Here is a 17,543-nt window from a genome sequence, read left to right as displayed (position 1 = left end):
GCGGCCTCTGGTCGCGTTTTTTTTGCGGCCAAGGTCATGTTCTGGCGCAGCTTCCTGCTTCTGCCATAAAATCATCACGCTACTGTCGCATCGATTTCATCCCGCCCGGCTATAACCCCAGGTTCACTGATCAACAAATAACACGAACCATTGGGGAATTCACAATGACATCCTGGTATAGCCTGGGCGCCGGCGTACTGCTGGCGACTGCCTTGACTGCCTGTGGCGGTGACAGCAGCGATAACAATCCTGCTGCGGGTGGCGAGCAAGTGAAGACGCCGGATAGCCTGCGCTTGTCCTTTCTGAGCCGCTACGAGTCCGGCAGTTTCGATACCTCTGCTGCTGAAATTCCAGCCTATGACAGTGCCAGCCAGCGCCTGTTCGTGGTCAACGCCAGGCTGGGAGTGCTCGATGTGCTGGATATGAGCAACCCGGCCAAGCCTGCCTTGATCGCGTCGCTGGGCGTTGAAGAGGTTGCTGCCGGTGCGGTGGTCAACAGCGTGGCGGTGAAAAATGGGTTGGTGGCGATCGCCATTGAGGCCGACCCGAAAACCGATAACGGCTTTGCCGCCTTGTATCGTGCCGATGACCTCAGCCTGCTCGGTAGTGTAGAAGTGGGTGCTCAGCCGGACATGATTATCTTCACCCCGGATGGCAGCAAGGTGCTTACCGCTAATGAAGGGGAGCCCAGCGATGATTATCAGATCGATCCGGATGGCTCCATCAGCATTATCGATATCAGCAACCCGCAAGACCCTCAGGTTAGCACGGCGGATTTCAGTGCATTTGATGCGGACACACTGCGCAGCAGTGGCGTGCGTATCTATGGTCCCGGCGCGGATGTGGCCAAGGATCTGGAACCGGAATACATCGCCGTGTCCGCCGATGGCACAACCGCCTGGGTGACCCTGCAGGAAAATAATGCCCTGGCCAAGGTCAATATCGAGACGGCTACCGTTACCGGTATCCTCCCGCTGGGAGAAATCGATCGCAGCGTGGAAGGCTTCGGCATTGATGCCAGCGATGACGATCAAGAGATCAACATCCAGACCTGGGAAGGGGTAGTGGGCCTGTACCTGCCTGATGCCATTCATGCTTACCGCGCTGATGGCAGTACCTATCTGGTCACTGCCAACGAAGGCGACGCTCGTGCCTGGGGCGAAGATAACGATGCTTACTGGGGTGAAGAGGGCGAAGGTTGCGCCGGTGATGCTAGTCAGGGATTCGTGGAAGAATTTCGCGTCAAACATCTGGTGCATAAGAGTGGTTTCGACCGTCGTTGTGGTGACGATTTACCTCCCCAGCTGCGTGAACTGGGTGCCGGTGCGCTGCTGGATCCGGCGGTGTTCGATTACTGCGGCGCCACCGCCGGTGATCCCGGGGATTGCCGTGAAGACGATGTGCTGGGCCGTCTCAATATTACCTGGACTCAGGGCTACAAGGTCGACGAAGCTGGTAATCCTGTGATGTATAACGATGCGGGAGAGGCAGATGAAGCCGGAACCCGCATCATGTATGACACCCTGTACAGCTATGGGGGTCGCTCCTTCTCCATCCGGGATGAAAACGGCAACCTGGTATTCGATAGCGGTGATGCCATCGAACAGTTCCTGGCCAGCGATGAATGTCGGCTGGGCACCAACCGCAGCATTGCCTGCCAGGATTACTTCAACAGTGGCCATGATGAAATCAATGCCATGGACAGCCGCAGTGATGCCAAGGGCCCTGAGCCGGAAGGTTTGACCATCGGCGCCATCGGCGACAAGACCTTCCTGTTCCTGGCCCTGGAGCGCATGGGCGGGATCCTGGTCTATGACATTACCGATCCGCAGCAGCCCCAGCGGCTGGATTACCTGAACAGCCGCAACTTCTGGGGCGGCGGCGGTGATGGCGAGGATATCGAAGACCTGATCGATGATGGACTGCTGGCAGAAAGCGATGTGGGCGCCGTGGTGGGGGATCTGGGACCGGAAGGGCTGGTGTTCATCGCCGCCGCCGATTCCCCCAATGGCATGCCGTTGCTGGTGGTGGGTAACGAAGTCAGTGGTACCACCGCTGTCTACCAGGTGGAAATGCTATTCGACGAGGAGTAATGCTCGTTAGCTATATCGAGGCGGCCTGTGGGCTGCCTTTCAAGCTACAAGCTATAACGCGTGGAAGGCTGTGCAATACAGCCTTTCACGCACTTTGGGCGCTTGTTTATTGCATTGCCGCGCGGAGTCATATCATCCCGTTTGGGGCAAGGCTCTCCACATGCGGCGGCTTGCCGCTTTCCACGATCAATTTTTCTGTTTGGCCTCGAACGCTGCCAGTTGTTCCGGGGTAGCCGGTGTCTGGTATTGCGCTTTCCAATCGGCGAAGGGCATGCCGTATACCCATTCCCTTGCGGCGTCGTAATCCAGTGTCACCTGACGCTCATCCGCAGAGGCAACCAGCCATTTTGACAGGCAGTTACGGCAGAAGTCCGCCAGTATCATCAGATCAATATTTTGCACTTCCTTGTGATCATCCAGATGCTGCAGCAAGCGGCGAAAGGCGGCGGCTTCCAGTTCGGTGCGTGTGGCCGTATCCAGCGTAGTCATGGGCTTCTCCTGCAATGGGGGAGCCATGATACGGTCTGTACACGGCGGGCGTCGACGTTGGCCCCTTACCGTGCATACTATAGGGCATACTTGGGATACCCATATTGAAATCCGCATGGAGGAAGGGTGATGTCATTGAAACGAGGCGCAGCGATTGTCGGTCTGTTTTTGGCAGCAGCGTGGCTGCTCGTCAGTTGCGGCATGAATAGCGAGGAAAAACGCCTGGCAGCAGCCATCGACCAGGCGTTGCAAACCCGGGAGCTGGGTTACTGGCAGGTAGCTGATCTGGATATCGCAGACCAGAAAAAAAACCAGACCGGCCCCGAAGAAATTACCACCTACAAGGTGGAGGCCGTGCTGGCTCTGCAGAGCCCGTTGCGCGAAGTTCGCTATGTGGATGACATCGGCCAGCGCGTGGTTACCCGCACGGCCATGGAGTCGGGTGAAGAGCGGGAGCTGACCGCTTCTGTACAGGTCATCAGCGGTAATGGTGAAGAAAACATGGTGACCACGCTGGATGAACAGGTTCTGCCTCGCGGTATGGTGGCAGACGATTTCGAGCGCCGCTTTGAAGGCTGGCAGGTCATTGCCGAAGACAGTGATGAGTTCGCTGAGCTGGAAAAGGAGCTGGAGGCGAAGCTGGATAACAGCCTGTCCGCCCTGGCGGAAGCGGATCACACCCTGCGGCAGATCCAGGTGCAGTTGATGGCGGCACGGGCCGAACTGGCTGTGCTGGAAGAAAACGCCGAAGCTGTCGGTGGACTGGGTGAGCCCATGGAAAAGGCCAGCCAGGAGGTGGAAGCCCTGATTGAGCGGGTGGAAGAGCAGGAAGCCGCCCGAGACAGCCTTGGCGAAGAAGTGGATCGTCGCAAAAAGGCCCTGGCCAGTTTGCGTGGGGAATAAGATGACGACTTGCCGGCCCGGGTGCTGCTAAAGATTCAGGCCGGGGGGCGTCTCGGGTATCATGACGCCCCCGCAGTCCCCATGAGAGCGTCCCCATGTTTGAACTCACCGTCACGCCCCGCTTTTACGAAACCGATGCCTTTGGTCATGTGAACAACACCGTTGTCACCGGCTGGTTTGAAACCGGGCGGGCGCCCCTGTTCCAGTTGTTCGGGGGCGGCAGTGATCCGTCAGCGCTGCCACTGATTCTGGCCCGGGTAGAAGTGGATTTCGTCGGTCAGATTTATTACGGCAGTGATGTGTTGTTGCGCACTGGCATTGAGAAAATCGGCAACAGCTCCTTCGTGGTGGCCCAGCAGGCCTGGCAGAACGGCAAACTGGTGGCCCGGGGCAAGGCGGTGCAGGTCTACTTCGAGCACGACAAACAGGCCTCGGCGCCGATCCCCGACGAGTTTCGCCAGGTACTGAGCGAGCATCAGGGAGAGCTGGCAGAGACCCTGTAATTTCCGGTTCTGATCAGACCGATAGTCATGGCGCGTATGTCACCTTGACGCCGCAGCGCTACACTACCGGTCACACTGATCCCCCAACGTAACGGCAGCGAGGAATGGATGGCTTATCAGGGGCAGAACAATTTTGATCACCGCCAGGCACAGAAACTGGGAGTGCTGGTCACGAATCTGGGTACGCCGGATGCACCGGAGACTGGTGCCCTGCGCCGTTATCTGCGCGAATTCCTGTCCGATCCGCGGGTGGTGGAAGTCCCCCGGCTGATCTGGTTTTTCATACTGCACATGGTGATTCTGGTGATCCGCCCACCGCGTTCCGCCCATGCCTATAAAAGTGTCTGGACGGATGCGGGCTCGCCGCTGATGGTGCACACCGAAGCCCAGTGTGCGGGCATCCGTGAGCGACTGCAGAGCCAGTTCGGAGACGACATCGAGGTCCGCTTTGCCATGCGTTACGGCAACTCCTCCATCGCCAGCCAGTTGCAGGCCATGGAAGAGGCCGGCGTGCGCAAGCTGGTCGTGCTGCCCCTGTATCCGCAGTACTCGGCCTCTACCAATGCGTCCACCTTCGACGCTATTGCCAAGGACTTCATGCAGCGGCGCTGGCTGCCGGACTTGCGCTTTATCAGCCATTACCCGGATTACCCGCCCTACATCAATGCCATGGCCAAACACATTGAGGCCTTTCGCGCCGAACACGGCACGGCAGACAAGCTGATTTTTAGCTACCACGGGGTACCGAAAAAATACCTGCTCAATGGCGACCCCTACTTCTGTGAATGCCACAAGACCTCACGGCTGCTGGCGGAGCGCCTGGGGCTGGGCGACGACGACTGGCTCACCACCTTCCAGTCCCGCTTCGGCCGTGAGGAATGGCTGAAGCCCTACACCGATCACACCCTCATGGCGTTGCCGGAGGAGGGAGTGAAATCCGTGCAGGTGTTCTGCCCGGGCTTTTCTTCTGACTGTCTGGAAACCCTGGAGGAAATCGACGTGGAGAACCGTGGCTATTTCGAGGAAGCCGGCGGAAAAGCGTTTGCCTATATCCCGGCATTGAATGCTCAGCCTGGCCACCTGGATGCGCTCACCCAGTTGATTGAAGAGAATCTGCAGGGCTGGGAATTGCCGGAAAATGATGCCGTGGGCCTGAGCGAGCGACAGCATCGAGCCCGCCAACAGGGCGCGGACCGCTAGCCCATATCGCCCTCTCTTGCCTCAAACGCCCGCTTATGCGGGCGTTTTGCTATCGGTCCCCCATTTGGGGGATGCGCGGATAGCGCTGCCAAATTACTCTGAATTCCAAGAGATAGGGAGGGGCCTGGGGTGTCGAGTGACAAGGATCTGGCAGAGATTATGGACGCGATTTACTTCGCGGCGCATCAAAGGGATGGATGGCAGGATTGCCTGGACCGGATCAGTGTATTGAGCGGCGGGCAATCCGCTCAACTGTTGATGCTGGACAAGGAGAACCACCAGCGAATGGGCTGTTATCAGAGTCCCCGCTCCCTCGCAGAGTCCCGTAATCATGGCGGGCAAGCGCTCACCCTGTGTGATGTTCGCCATGATGCGGGCGATGCACTACTGGTGCTGACTGTGCAGCGTCCAGCAGAGCAGGGTGGGTTTGGGGGCGCTGAAAAGGAATTGATTGAAGGGCTGATGCCGCACATTGCCAGAGCACTGCGTCAGGAGGAGGCCGCCAGACTGATAGACGATCGTCAGATGGCGGTCTACCGGCAAAAACAGGGAGCCATGCTGCTTCTGGACGGTCAGCGAGATGTGGTTTTCGTGTCCACGGAAGCAGAGAAACAATTAATGGAAACAGCCTCGGTGAGGCTCGAAGCAAGTCGCCTGAGAGTGTTCCGTCGACAGTCTCAGGCTGAGCTGGATACTCTCATACAGGAATGCCTAACGCGAAAATACACCGGGATGGTGAACATTGGCGACGCCGGTAAGGAGTCCATGCGATTATTGGTCAGCACGGTACAGCATCGGGATGAAGCCTTGTTTCTGTCACATGGGTTACTGGCGATCTTTATCGTTGCGGACCCGGGCGAGGGAAACAGTGAAGAAGAGTTGATTGGACAGTGGCTGGGGTTGACCGAGTCGGAGTCGCGGATTGCCAATGGAATTGCGCGCGGTCAAAAGCCAAGGCAAATTGCTGATCAGCTGAGCCTTTCTGTGCACACCGTCCGCCATCACATCAAAAATATTTATCGTAAGACCGGGGCGCATTCCCAGTCACAGCTGACGGCGCTGGTGCTTAACTTGCCGGTATAAAGCATCAAATAGAGGCGATAATCTTGTAATGTTGCCATTGAACAGAGGGTGAAAGAGGCGATTTATGTTTGTTGGCAAAGGGCTGAATGCGTTGCTGGATGCCCTCTATTACGCACCCTATGAAGCATCCGGCTGGCAGGAGTTTCTAAACCGGATGGTGAGCTTGTCTGGCAGTCGTTCGGCGCGAATCCTGGTGATGAACAAGGATGCCGACCAAGTGTTCAACGGCGTGCAGGTCAATACCGATGCCAGTGCTCACAAGGCCTTTGTAGAACATTATGTGAATCTTTGCCCCTGGCGACCCGGATTGGCTTCGCTGCCGCCGGGTAAATTCTATTCCTCGTTTCTGGATGGTATCTGCGACCAGAAAACCTTCTACCGGTCCGAATTTTTCAATGACTGGGCCCGTGGGCTGGATATTCACCATGGCGCCAGTGGAACCGTCTGGCAGCACGAAGGCCAGACCATACAGATGTTTATGCAGCGTACCGGTGGCCAGGGTCATTTTACCCGTGACGAGACCAATGCCTTCAATGCCCTGACGCCACATATCCGCCGTGCTCTTCGGCTTGAGGCGATGATTCACCAGCGTAAACAGCAACAGGATTATCTGGAGCAACAGGGCCGGTTCAGTTCCATGTTGTTGCTCAATGCTCGCAAAGAGGTGGTGTACGCCTCCGAGTCCGCTTGGGAAATGCTACGTGCGGAACCCTCTCTTCGCATGCACGCCAGAAAACTTCGCCTACAGGACAAGGCCGCACAAGATCTGCTGGACAGGCTGCTCGTCGCTTCTTTCGATGACAGTCATGTGCATACCCCGGTCACCGGCGGCGTCGTCCCGGTTTGGCGTTACGGGCGCACGCCCTTGCTCATGCAGGTCATGCCCTTGCACCCGGATGCAGACAGCGGCCTGATGCCGGTTCCTGCCCACGTGGCTATCTATCTGGTGGATGGTGAACAGCAGTCGCAGATGGATCTTGGCAAACTCGCCTCCTTGCTGGATCTTACCCCGGCGGAAGCGCGTGTTGCGGCCCGGGTTGCGCAGGGCGAAAAGCCGGCGGATATTGCCGCTAGTGGCAATGTTTCACTGCACACGATACGTAGTCAGATAAAGAGCATCTTTATCAAGACCGATATCACCAGTCAGGCCCAGCTTACCAAGCTAGTCAGGGCTCTCCCTGTGCAACGACAGGTCCACCAGCCCCGCGTTCCTTTTCTGCTATCAAGTGTAGGCTGATTCTCTTTTTTTATTCCCTTTCAATAATGCAAAAAACGGTTTTACGGTGAGTGAATGCTTATCCCCAATTTGGGGGATGTGCGGCGCGAGTGGCTTGACTAGCCTAGTGCTACTGTTAAAAAAACCGGAGGGATAATGAAAACATTCCAGTATGGAGCCTTGGCGCTGGCCGTGACCTTGACGGCCTGTGGTGGTGGCGGATCATCGTCTGGCGGTAATGGCAGCACTGAGCCAGAGGCGCCTTCTAAAACGGGTGTATTCACGGATAGTGCGGTAGCGGGCATCCAGTACCAGACCCAGCCAGGCAACAAGAGTGGCAAGACCAATGCGTTTGGGGAATACGACTATGTCGAAGGGGACACCGTCACCTTCAGGATCGGTGATACTCAGTTGCCCGCCGTAACGGCGACCGGGCGCGTCACGCCAGCGGATATGGCTGATGGCAACGATGCGGATGTTGTCACCAATGTGCTGCGCTTGCTTCAGACCCTGGATGATGACGGCAATCCTGACAACGGCATTTCCATTAGCCAGCAAACCCTTGATGACTTTATTGGCAAGGAGGTGGAAGTTAATCAGCCTGCTGCCGCCTTTGAGACCGAGGCGCAAACGGCTATCGGCGAGACCCTGGTAACCGAAGAAGAGGCCGAGGCGCATTTCGCCGCCTCTCAGCAGGCGGATTTGCGCGGAAGCTGGCTGTTTAAAGACGATTTTGGCAGCAATGTATTGAGTTTCCTGGACGGTGGTCGCTATATCATTGCTCATTCGAATGCTGATGATGGTGATCAAGAGGCAGCGACTGCTGAATGGGGAACATACACTTGGGATCCCGTATCGGGCGACTTCTCCCTTACGGTGTCCGGCGAATCAGATGGTACTGGTGGGTTGTCTGATCTGTCAGGTGAGACTGTAACATTACAGTTAGTTGATAATCAGTTCATTCTTACTGTGTCTGAAGAGCTGGCTGATGATCAGTTTGTGGAAAACACGGTGACGTTTTCAGCGGTTGAAAGCTCGACGGACTCCCTTGTCGGGGCCTGGTACCTGGCAGAAGAGGGCGGCGCTTTCAATGTGCTAACCATTCTGGACAGTTCCCGCTACACCATCGCTCACAATGCCAATGAGGAATCCTATGAGGGAGACTCCCCGATAGCCGTTTCTTCCGAGTGGGGGACCTATTCGGTTAGCGGTGACGCTTTCAATATTACCAATGTTGAGGTTGAAACGGATGGTCCGGGTGGTCTGTATGATGCAGATTCCCCTAATGCACTTGAGTCCTATGAGACCCCTCCGTGGGGTGACCTGACTTTTACTCATGCAGTGGACGGAGCCTTTAGTTTCAGTCGTGTTGGTCGTTTCGCTGTGGAGCTGGAGGACCTTGACGGTAACGCCAGTACTGTTATTGTCGAGCGTGAGGAAGATGGCTTCTTGGAAGGGATGGAGATTGACTTCAGCATTGATCTGGTTGGCGAAGATGACAATGCCAATATTTCTCTCAACGCGGATGGCACGGGCACGATGACCTTCTCTCCCGGTACCGAGGACGAAGAATCAAGCACCATTGATGCGCCCTGGGAAGCCACAGAAAGCGGCACCTTGGTATTTATTGAAACCATGCCTGACCAATCCACCGGTAGCTGGAGAATTGCTCCCATCAAGAGCGGCGATTCTGATTCAGCGCTTGTTGATTTTCGTCATGTGGATGGTGGTACGGAGAGTTTTCTCGGGTTTTTCATGAGTGATGTGTCAAGCCCGATTAAAGAAAATGCGCCTGCCCAATAATGCCTAGCAAAAACTAAAGTAAAAAAGGGGGCGAGCAGTCCCCTTTTTTATATTTATTGGCAGGCCTTTTGTAAAAAGTCGTCATCGATAGACCGATCTCGAACTCTTTGGTAAGAGGTTAAGCATTGTCTATGGCACGACCATAACTAAAGGCTCTGAAGTCTTCTCACCAGCTCATCGGTAAATTCGCTGGTGCTGGCACGGCCGCCCAGATCCGGGGTGACGATTTCGCCTTCGCCTACCACCTGACGCACGGTGCGACGTAATTGTTTGGCCTTGTCATGCAGCTCGATGTAGTCGAGCATCAGGGCCCCGGCCAGCATGATGGCAGTTGGGTTGGCGATGCCCTGGCCGGCAATGTCCGGGGCGCTGCCGTGCACGGCTTCGAACAGGCCGCCATGCTCGCCGATGTTTGCGCCGGGAGCCACGCCGAGGCCGCCGATCAGGCCGGCACACAGATCGGAAAGGATATCGCCGAACAGGTTGGTGGTAACGATCACATCGAAGCGATGGGGGTTCATGGCCAGCTGCATGGCGCAGGCGTCCACGATCATTTCTTCATGCTCCAGCTGCGGATAGTCTTCGCGCACCTTGCGGGCCACGTCGAGGAACAGGCCGGAGGTGGACTTCATGATATTGGCCTTGTGCACCACAGTGACCTTCTTGCGGCCCTGTTTTACCGCCGTCTCGTAGGCAAAGCGCAGCAGACGCTCGGATTCCGTGCGGGTGATGCGGCTGCGTAGTTCGGCGGTTTCGCCATCGTCGCTGACCGTCTGGCCCAGGCCGGAATAAATACCCTCGATATTTTCCCGCACGGTCATGATGTCCACGTTGTCGTAACGGGATTTGACCCCGGGAATGGACAGGGCCGGGCGCACGTTGGCGAACAGGTCGAAGGTTTTGCGCAGGGTCACGTTCACGGACGTGAAACCACCGCCCACTGGCGTGGTGATGGGGCCTTTCAGGGCCAGGCGATTGCGGCGGAGTACGGCGAGGGTTTCTTCCGGTACCAGATCCAGTCCTTTGTCCAGCGCGGCCTGACCGGCAATGGCATATTCGAACTCGAGTCCGCAATCCAGGGCTTTCAGTACCCGTACCGTGGCATCGACGATGTCCGGTCCGATTCCGTCGCCGGGAATAACGGTTACGGTGTTCTTGTTCATGCTGCCTCCTGATTGCGGAAAGGGTGTTGCAGGAATCACATTGTGCCCGCTGCAGATGGCAAAATGAATGCCGACCAAGGTCGGAAGGGTTGCCGGCCGGGGCTCTGAAAGGGCGAAAAGTCCCTAGAAATGCGGCCCCGGGCCTTTCTCGGACAAGGTGTCAAAGGGATTGCGTAGTCGGCAGGCCTTGATGGACAGGCAGCCGCAGCCGATACACTCATTGAGCTGGTCGCGCAGCACGGTCAGATCATTGATGCGCTCGTCCAGATGCCCGCGCCATTTGGCCGACATGCGCTTCCAGTCACGGGCAGTGGGGCTGCGGCCATCGGGCAGTTCGTCCAGAGCCTCGGCAATTTCCACCAGCGGGATGCCGATGCGCTGGGCTACCTTGATGACGGCGACCCGGCGTAATACATCACGGTGATAGCGGCGCTGATTGCCGGCGCTACGTGAGCTCTGGATCAGGCCTTTCTTCTCATAGAAATGCAGGGCTGAAACAGCCACGCCGCTGCGTTCGGCGACCTCGCCCACGGTCAGGGCCTTGAAGATATCGTCTGTACAGGTCAGCGTCATGGGGATCCCTTGGACATGTTGGATGACCTTAATCTAACTTGAGGTTTTATGCTGCCAAATTCTGATCGTTGATGCCAGCGAGAGGGTGCCATTTCGGGCATAATGAGGCTCCTCGACGGGCCCAGTGAAGGAGAAAGTGGTGAGTGCTGTCATTTCCGTGAAAGACCTGAACAAGATCTATCAGGGAGGCTTTCAGGCCCTGAAGAACATCAATCTGGATATTCACGCCGGGGAGATTTTTGCCCTGCTGGGCCCCAATGGTGCCGGCAAGACCACCCTGATCAGCATCATCTGTGGCATCGTCAATCCTTCCAGTGGCACCGTGCTGGCGGACGGTTACGACATTGTTCGTGACTATCGGGAAGCGCGCACCGCCATCGGCCTGGTGCCCCAGGAGCTCTCCACGGATGCCTTCGAGACGGTCTGGGATACGGTGAGCTTCAGCCGTGGCCTGTTCGGCAAACCCCGCAATGATGCCCATATCGAAAAAGTGCTGAAGGTTCTGTCCCTGTGGGACAAGCGAGACAACAAGATCATGATGCTGTCCGGCGGTATGAAACGGCGAGTGATGATCGCCAAGGCCCTGTCCCACGAACCCAAGATCCTGTTTCTGGATGAGCCCACCGCCGGGGTGGACGTGGAACTGCGCCGGGAGATGTGGGAGATGGTGCGCCAGCTCCGCGAGCAGGGGGTTACCATCATTCTTACCACCCACTACATCGAGGAAGCCGAAGAAATGGCTGACCGGGTGGGTATTATCCGTGAAGGTAAAATCATTCTGGTGGATGACAAGGCCCGCCTGATGCAGAAGCTGGGCCGCAAGCAGCTCACCGTCCACCTGGCCGAGCCACTGCAAAGCCTGCCGGCCACCCTGGATGACGACGCCCTGGCGCTGTCGGAAGATGGCTACGGGCTGGTTTATACCTACGACGCCAACCAGGAAACCACCGGCATTGCCGAGTTGCTGCGGGCTCTGAATGCGGCCGGCATCGAGTTCAAGGATCTGCATTCCCGGCAAAGCTCACTGGAAGATATTTTTGTGGATCTGGTCCACAACGGCCAGCCTGCACCTGCAAACGCCAGCTCAGCTGGAGAGGTCTGATGAAATTGAACATGTACTCCATTCGCGCCATCTACAAATTTGAAATGGCGCGGACCTGGCGCACCCTGATGCAGAGCGTGGCGTCGCCGGTGATCTCCACCTCCCTGTATTTTGTGGTGTTCGGTTCTGCCATCGGTTCGCGCATGGTGGAAATCGACGGGGTCAGTTATGGGGCTTTCATTATTCCTGGCCTGATCATGCTGTCGCTGATGACGCAGAGCATCTCCAATGCCTCGTTCGGTATCTACATGCCCACGTTCTCCGGCACCATTTATGAAGTGTTGTCGGCACCGGTTTCCTATGTGGAAATCGTCGTCGGTTATGTTGGGGCAGCGGCCACCAAGTCCACCATTCTGGGAATACTGATCCTGATTACCGCCAGGCTGTTTGTGGACTACGAGGTGCAGCACCCGCTGATGATGATCAGCTTCCTGCTGCTCACTGCGATCACCTTCAGTCTGTTCGGTTTTATCATCGGTATCTGGGCAGATACCTTTGAGAAGTTGCAGATCATTCCGCTGATGATCATCACCCCGCTGACCTTCCTGGGTGGCAGCTTCTATTCCATCGGCATGCTGCCACCGTTCTGGCAAACCGTGACTCTCTTCAATCCCGTGGTTTACCTGATCAGTGGTTTCCGCTACAGCTTCTTCGGCAGCGCTGACGTACATATCGGTATCAGCATCGGCATGACCCTGTTCTTCCTGGCGATCTGTATCGCGCTGGTGTGGTGGATCTTTCGGACGGGATATCGGCTTAAGAGTTAACAGTAAATAGTTAAAAGCTTGAGGAATACTGTTCCTGGCTCCTGAAACGAAAGAGGCCGCGCCCATAAATTGGGCGCGGCCTCTTTGCTTACCTCTTTATTATTAATATCGCCAGGTTTCGGCAGTTGCGGTGGAACCCAGTGGTTCCGAAGCCGCTATCGGGTAGGTGTCAGTCGATCACGTTGAAGGTCATGCCGGCTTTTTCCTGTAGGCGCTTGAGCAGGGAGTCGCCGAGCAGGGACGCGGTGGTCCAGAAACCGCCGGGGGCATCCGCAGGCAGATCCTGCGCCAGACAGGCTGCCGCCTGGCCCAGCAGCTTGGCGGTGGAGCCGTAGCCCGGGTCCGCATCGCCGGTGACTTTCACGCGGATGCTGTCGTTGTTGTCGGTAACGCCGAAAAAGCGGATGTCATAGAAGCCGGCTTTCTGGGCTTCCGGGCTGGGGCCTTCGCCGGGTTGTGGCACCACGAACTTGTTCAGCAGCCAGCGGGTCGGTTTGATGGCAGCGGCGGCGAAGAACAGGCCGGTGCCGGTGCCGATACCCAGGGCCTTCATGCGCCCGCCCATGCCCGGTCCGGCCAGCATGGCTTCGTTGTAGGTGAAGTTGTCGCCGTAGGCCTTGCCGTTGAGTGCATTGGAGCGATGCACGATACGACTGTTGATGGCGTCCATCACGAAAGGCGCGGCCCAGGCATCGAAGTCTTCATCCTTACGCGGCATGCTGATGCTGTCCTGACGGGCATTGAAACCATGATTCGGCGGACACAGCAGATAGGGGTTGGCCAGTTTCTTGCGCAGGGCCGGGTCTCCTGCGGCTTCTTCGGCAATATTCATCATGCTCGCCACTGTGCCGCCGGAGACGCCGCCTTTAGCGACCTTTACGCGCATTTTTACGCGGGTGGCGGGCGCCTTGAAGCGGGCCTGGGCCTGCTGCTGTAGGAAGTAGGTGCCCATGTCCGAGGGAATGGAATCGAAGCCGCAGCAGTGCACGATGCGGGCGCCACTCTGTTTGGCCTGGTCTTCATATTCTTCCAGCATGGCGGCAATCCACTGCACTTCACCGGTCAGGTCGCAGTAATCGGTGCCGCTGGTTACACAGGCACGAATCATGGGTTCACCATAGAGCGCGTAAGGGCCCACGGTGGACACCACTACCCGGGTTTGGGCGCAGAGGCTGTCCAGGCTGGCGTCGTCGTTGGCATCGGCGGTGAGCAGTGGCAGCGCGCTGCCGGCCTGGCCCAGCTGGGCCTTTACCTGTTCCAGCTTGTCTTTGGATCGGCCTGCCGCCGCCCATTTCAGGTCGCCATCCACCCCATAAGTGTCAGTGAGGTACTGGCAGAGAATCTGGCCGACAAAACTGGTGGCGCCAAACACCACCACGTCAAACTGTGCATCACTCATGGGAACTCCTTGGAAATGAACGCAAAGCGAAATCGGAACGACTGTCCAATGATGGTCCTATCCTAAGGGATTGATAGGGGTAAACGTAACCGGGAAAAGGCTCAGTACCCCTACCCTTTGCCAAACAGCGGGTGTTCGCGACAAAAAAAGCCCCACCAAGGAGGGTGGGGCAAATGCCATACCCGGTGCAGACTACGTGGTCTGTTTGATCTGGTATTTACGAATCAGTGCATCGCGCCGTGCCGGATCAAAGTTGATGTTGGCGGCGTCATAACCGGCGTGTTCCAGCATGCGTCGGTCCATGACCTTGAACCACAGCGGCGGTATATAGCTGATCAGGAACATACCGAAGTAGCCGTTGGGGAGCGTCGGCAGGCCCTCGAAATGACGCAGGCTCTGGTAACGGCGTGCGGGGTGCGCGTGATGATCGGAATGACGCTGCAGGTGGAAGGACGCCCAGTTGGAGAACATATGGTTGCTGTTCCAGCTGTGGTGCGGCTGGGTGCGTTCATAGCGACCATTGGCATCCTTGTGGCGGAGAAGACCGTAGTGTTCCACGTAATTGGCGGAGGTCAGCTGCAGGTAGGACCACAAGGTAGCGGCGGCAATAATGGGCAGCATTTTCCAGCCAAACAGGGCGATGATGCTGCCCCAGATGATCAGGCTTAGCACACCCGGTTGCAGAATCTCATTGTCCAGGGACCACACGGATTTGCCTTCCTTGTGCAGCCGGGCTTTTTCCAGGTGCCAGGCCCGCTTCATGGTGCCGGGAATTTCCCGCAGGGCAAACTTCCAGATGGATTCTCCCAGACGAGAGGATGCCGGGTCTTCCGGGGTGGCCACATCACGATGGTGGCCCTTGTTGTGCTCAATGGGGAAGTGGCCGTAGCCCACCGGCGCCAGTACCAGCTTGGCTAGCCAGCGCTCGGTGCGCGTTTTCTTGTGGCCCAGCTCATGGCCCAGGTTGATACCGGCGGCACCGCAGATGGTGCCGGTGAGCAGTACCATGGCAATGATGCCATGTAGTGGAAGTGAGTGGGTGCCAACAAACCACATGCCGAACAGGTACGCGCTCAGCAGGATCGGCACCAGGGCATAGGTCATTCGCCGATAGAACAGGTCGGCTTCCAGCTGTGGCACCACCTCTTCCGGCGGGTTGCTGCGGTCCTGGCCAATCAGCATATCAAGCAGCGGAATAGCCAGATAATAGAATGCCAGTGGTAACCACAGCAGCCAGGGCTCTCCGGTTGCCATCACCAATAGCGGGCCGAGGAAAACGGTGCCCGGAACAAAGAGAGACACAATCCACAGGTGCCGCTTGCGATCGCGGTACTCGACGCCGGAAGGGCCGACAAATACGCCAGCTTGACTCATGGTATGACCTCATTGGTTATTGGTGGTATCTGAGTTTCTTCATAGTGTTCCGGAAAGACCGGGGCGAGCACCCCTAGAGGTGGCAAAAAATCGTCATAAAGTGACAGATTAAACAGGGCGTTTAGGGGTAGGCTAGGGACTCACTCACTGACAGAAGAGGATCCGATGGCGCTTGGGGAAATGGACCGGTTGAAGCCGGCCATTCATCCGACCTACAGCCGTGTGCTCTGCGCGCACCTGAAGCGGGAAGGCTTCAGCGATGGGGATATCTTTTCCGGTACCCGGCTGGCCTGGCAGGAATTGTTGAGTGAGCATCGCTATCTCAGCCTGGAACAGCTGTCGCGGTTGATCCGTCGGGCCTTGCGGTTGACTCAGGAACCCTGGATCGGTGTGAAGATTGGCGGCAATACGCCGGTGTCATCGCACGGCGCGCTGGGCTATGCGGTGGTCTCGGCGCCGGATATACGCACTCTGCTATCCGTGGTGGCCCGCTATGTGGGGGTGCGCCTGCAGCTGATCGAGCTAACCTTTGAAGAGCAGGATGGCTGGGGCCGGTTACAGCTGAAGGAACAAACGGACCTGGGCGACTGCCGGGAATTTTTGCTCGGCGCCCTGCTGGGCAGTTATTTCCAGATGACGGATGCGGTGTCCACCGGCCGCTCCCGTGGCGCCCGGGTCCACCTGCCTTTCGAGCGCCCGGCCTGGGCGGAGCACTATGAACGTTTGCTTGGCTGTCCGGTGGCGTTTGATGCGGAGTGCTTTCTGATTGAGGTGCCAGCAGAGCAACTGGCATCCCCTTGCCTGACCGCAGACCCGGCCATGCACCGCAATGCCATTCGTGATTGTGAACACCAGCTCAAACAACTGGAAAAAGGCGGGCCGTTCAGTCAGCAGGTCAGCCTGGTGCTACTGGATTGTCAGGGTGAGTTCCCTTCCCTGGAAATCATGGCGGAAAAATTTGCCATGTCGCCCCGCACCCTGATCCGCAAGTTGAAAGCGGAAGACACCCGTTATCAGCAATTGCTGGATGATGTGCGCAGTGAGTTGGCAGCCTGGTGGTTGACGGAAACCCAGTTGCCCATAGAGCGCATCGCCGAAAAGCTTGGCTACCAGGATACATCCAACTTCAGCCGAACCTTTCGACGCTGGTTTGGAATGCCCCCTCTCGCCATGCGCAAGGAGGGGGCGCTGTAAAAGACCCCGGCGTACACGGGGGGGATATTTAGGTTCGCCGGGGTTGTCCTCTCAGTGTTTCCTGAGGACAAAATCCACTTTTTCGCGCACCGCACAATCCGGGCACGGCCAGTCATTGGGGATTTGCAGCCAGCGGGTGCCCGGCGCAAAACCTTCCTTTTCTTCGCCGCGACTCTCGTCATACACATAGCCGCAATTGGGGCACTGGAACTGGTGTGGGGTGTCGATTTCCTGCTCCGCCTGATGGGCTTCCGCCACCGCGCCTTCCGCCACATCCGGTTCCGAGTCGGCGCTGTGATAGGTCGCCGCCGGCTGTTGCCATTTCTTCAGCAGCTTTTCCCGTTTGCCCGGCTGCAGGTTGGCCTGGGTCAGGTCACCCTTGTAGTGCTGGTATACCAGCGGGTCCATCTTCTGGTACCAGACAAAAGGAATGTAGGCCGGCATCAACATGGAGGCATAACCCGAGGGCAGTTGTGGGCTGTCATCAAAGTGGCGCAGCGCCTGGAAACGCCGGGTCGGGTTGGCGTGGTGATCAGAATGGCGCTGCAGTTGATAGAGGAACAGGTTGGTCACGATGTGGTTGCTGTTCCAGGAGTGTCTTGGTTCGCAACGCTCATAGCGGCCGTCGGCTTTCTTCTGGCGCAGCAGCCCGTAGTGTTCCGCGGTTTCAAGTAATAACTG

16 protein-coding genes are annotated in these 17,543 nt (G+C 57.3%); 10 read left to right on the top strand and 6 right to left on the bottom strand.

What is annotated here, in order from left to right; all coding sequences use genetic code 11:
• Window positions 1-164: 164 nt before the first annotated feature.
• Complete coding sequence (locus B3Q33_RS13050) at window positions 165-2,093, top strand: choice-of-anchor I family protein (RefSeq protein WP_272961623.1); 1,929 nt, start codon at window positions 165-167, stop codon at window positions 2,091-2,093.
• A gap of 186 nt (window positions 2,094-2,279) precedes the next feature.
• Here B3Q33_RS13050 and B3Q33_RS13045 read toward each other — a convergent pair whose 3' ends face one another.
• Window positions 2,280-2,582 carry a DUF1244 domain-containing protein gene (locus B3Q33_RS13045; protein ID WP_035246224.1) on the bottom strand — a complete coding sequence of 101 codons (303 nt, stop codon included), beginning with the start codon at window positions 2,580-2,582 and terminating at the stop codon, window positions 2,280-2,282.
• Window positions 2,583-2,711: 129 nt separating this feature from the next.
• On the opposite strand from B3Q33_RS13045, the gene B3Q33_RS13040 reads away from it, so the two are divergent.
• From B3Q33_RS13040 to B3Q33_RS13015, 6 genes are all read left to right on the top strand, one after another.
• Window positions 2,712-3,485 carry a hypothetical protein gene (locus B3Q33_RS13040; RefSeq protein ID WP_272961622.1) on the top strand — a complete coding sequence of 258 codons (774 nt, stop codon included), beginning with the start codon at window positions 2,712-2,714 and terminating at the stop codon, window positions 3,483-3,485.
• 95 nt (window positions 3,486-3,580) lie between these two features.
• Window positions 3,581-3,988, top strand: a complete 408-nt coding sequence (locus B3Q33_RS13035; RefSeq protein WP_035246228.1) for an acyl-CoA thioesterase — start codon at window positions 3,581-3,583, stop codon at window positions 3,986-3,988.
• 108 nt (window positions 3,989-4,096) lie between these two features.
• Window positions 4,097-5,188: a ferrochelatase gene (hemH, locus tag B3Q33_RS13030; RefSeq protein ID WP_272961621.1), complete on the top strand. Its 1,092-nt coding sequence runs from the start codon at window positions 4,097-4,099 to the stop codon at window positions 5,186-5,188.
• A 129-nt stretch (window positions 5,189-5,317) separates the two neighbouring features.
• A complete protein-coding gene (locus B3Q33_RS13025) occupies window positions 5,318-6,271 on the top strand; it encodes a helix-turn-helix transcriptional regulator (RefSeq protein WP_272961620.1) in 954 nt (317 codons plus the stop codon).
• A gap of 64 nt (window positions 6,272-6,335) precedes the next feature.
• A complete protein-coding gene (locus B3Q33_RS13020; RefSeq protein WP_272961619.1) occupies window positions 6,336-7,508 on the top strand; it encodes a helix-turn-helix transcriptional regulator in 1,173 nt (390 codons plus the stop codon).
• A gap of 135 nt (window positions 7,509-7,643) precedes the next feature.
• A complete protein-coding gene (locus B3Q33_RS13015) occupies window positions 7,644-9,290 on the top strand; it encodes a hypothetical protein (RefSeq protein ID WP_272961618.1) in 1,647 nt (548 codons plus the stop codon).
• Window positions 9,291-9,436: 146 nt separating this feature from the next.
• Here the strand turns inward: B3Q33_RS13015 and B3Q33_RS13010 are convergent, their stop codons facing one another.
• Together B3Q33_RS13010 and soxR are read right to left on the bottom strand one after the other, a co-directional pair.
• Window positions 9,437-10,453 (bottom strand): isocitrate dehydrogenase, encoded by a 1,017-nt coding sequence (locus B3Q33_RS13010; protein WP_272961617.1) that lies wholly within the window; start codon window positions 10,451-10,453, stop codon window positions 9,437-9,439.
• Window positions 10,454-10,576: 123 nt separating this feature from the next.
• Window positions 10,577-11,026, bottom strand: coding sequence for a redox-sensitive transcriptional activator SoxR (gene soxR / locus B3Q33_RS13005; RefSeq protein WP_052042567.1), 450 nt, complete (start codon window positions 11,024-11,026; stop codon window positions 10,577-10,579).
• Window positions 11,027-11,165: 139 nt separating this feature from the next.
• On the opposite strand from soxR, the gene B3Q33_RS13000 reads away from it, so the two are divergent.
• Complete coding sequence (locus B3Q33_RS13000) at window positions 11,166-12,128, top strand: ABC transporter ATP-binding protein (RefSeq protein WP_084573413.1); 963 nt, start codon at window positions 11,166-11,168, stop codon at window positions 12,126-12,128.
• A 5-nt stretch (window positions 12,129-12,133) separates the two neighbouring features.
• Complete coding sequence (locus B3Q33_RS12995) at window positions 12,134-12,895, top strand: ABC transporter permease (protein ID WP_272961626.1); 762 nt, start codon at window positions 12,134-12,136, stop codon at window positions 12,893-12,895.
• Window positions 12,896-13,064: 169 nt separating this feature from the next.
• Here the strand turns inward: B3Q33_RS12995 and B3Q33_RS12990 are convergent, their stop codons facing one another.
• Window positions 13,065-14,294 (bottom strand): saccharopine dehydrogenase family protein, encoded by a 1,230-nt coding sequence (locus tag B3Q33_RS12990; protein WP_272961616.1) that lies wholly within the window; start codon window positions 14,292-14,294, stop codon window positions 13,065-13,067.
• A 192-nt stretch (window positions 14,295-14,486) separates the two neighbouring features.
• On the bottom strand, window positions 14,487-15,668 hold the full coding sequence (locus tag B3Q33_RS12985; protein ID WP_272961615.1) for an alkane 1-monooxygenase: 1,182 nt from the start codon (window positions 15,666-15,668) through the stop codon (window positions 14,487-14,489).
• 165 nt (window positions 15,669-15,833) lie between these two features.
• On the opposite strand from B3Q33_RS12985, the gene B3Q33_RS12980 reads away from it, so the two are divergent.
• On the top strand, window positions 15,834-16,862 hold the full coding sequence (locus B3Q33_RS12980; RefSeq protein WP_272961614.1) for an AraC family transcriptional regulator: 1,029 nt from the start codon (window positions 15,834-15,836) through the stop codon (window positions 16,860-16,862).
• A 51-nt stretch (window positions 16,863-16,913) separates the two neighbouring features.
• Here the strand turns inward: B3Q33_RS12980 and B3Q33_RS16585 are convergent.
• A partial coding sequence (locus B3Q33_RS16585) for a rubredoxin (protein ID WP_349677894.1) occupies window positions 16,914-17,543 on the bottom strand: 630 nt, incomplete at its 5' end.

The organism is Alcanivorax sp. UBA3183 (assembly GCF_002364155.1).
Classification (GTDB): Bacteria; Pseudomonadota; Gammaproteobacteria; order Pseudomonadales; family Alcanivoracaceae; genus Alcanivorax; species Alcanivorax jadensis.
This window is presented reverse-complemented; position numbering and strand designations above follow the sequence as displayed.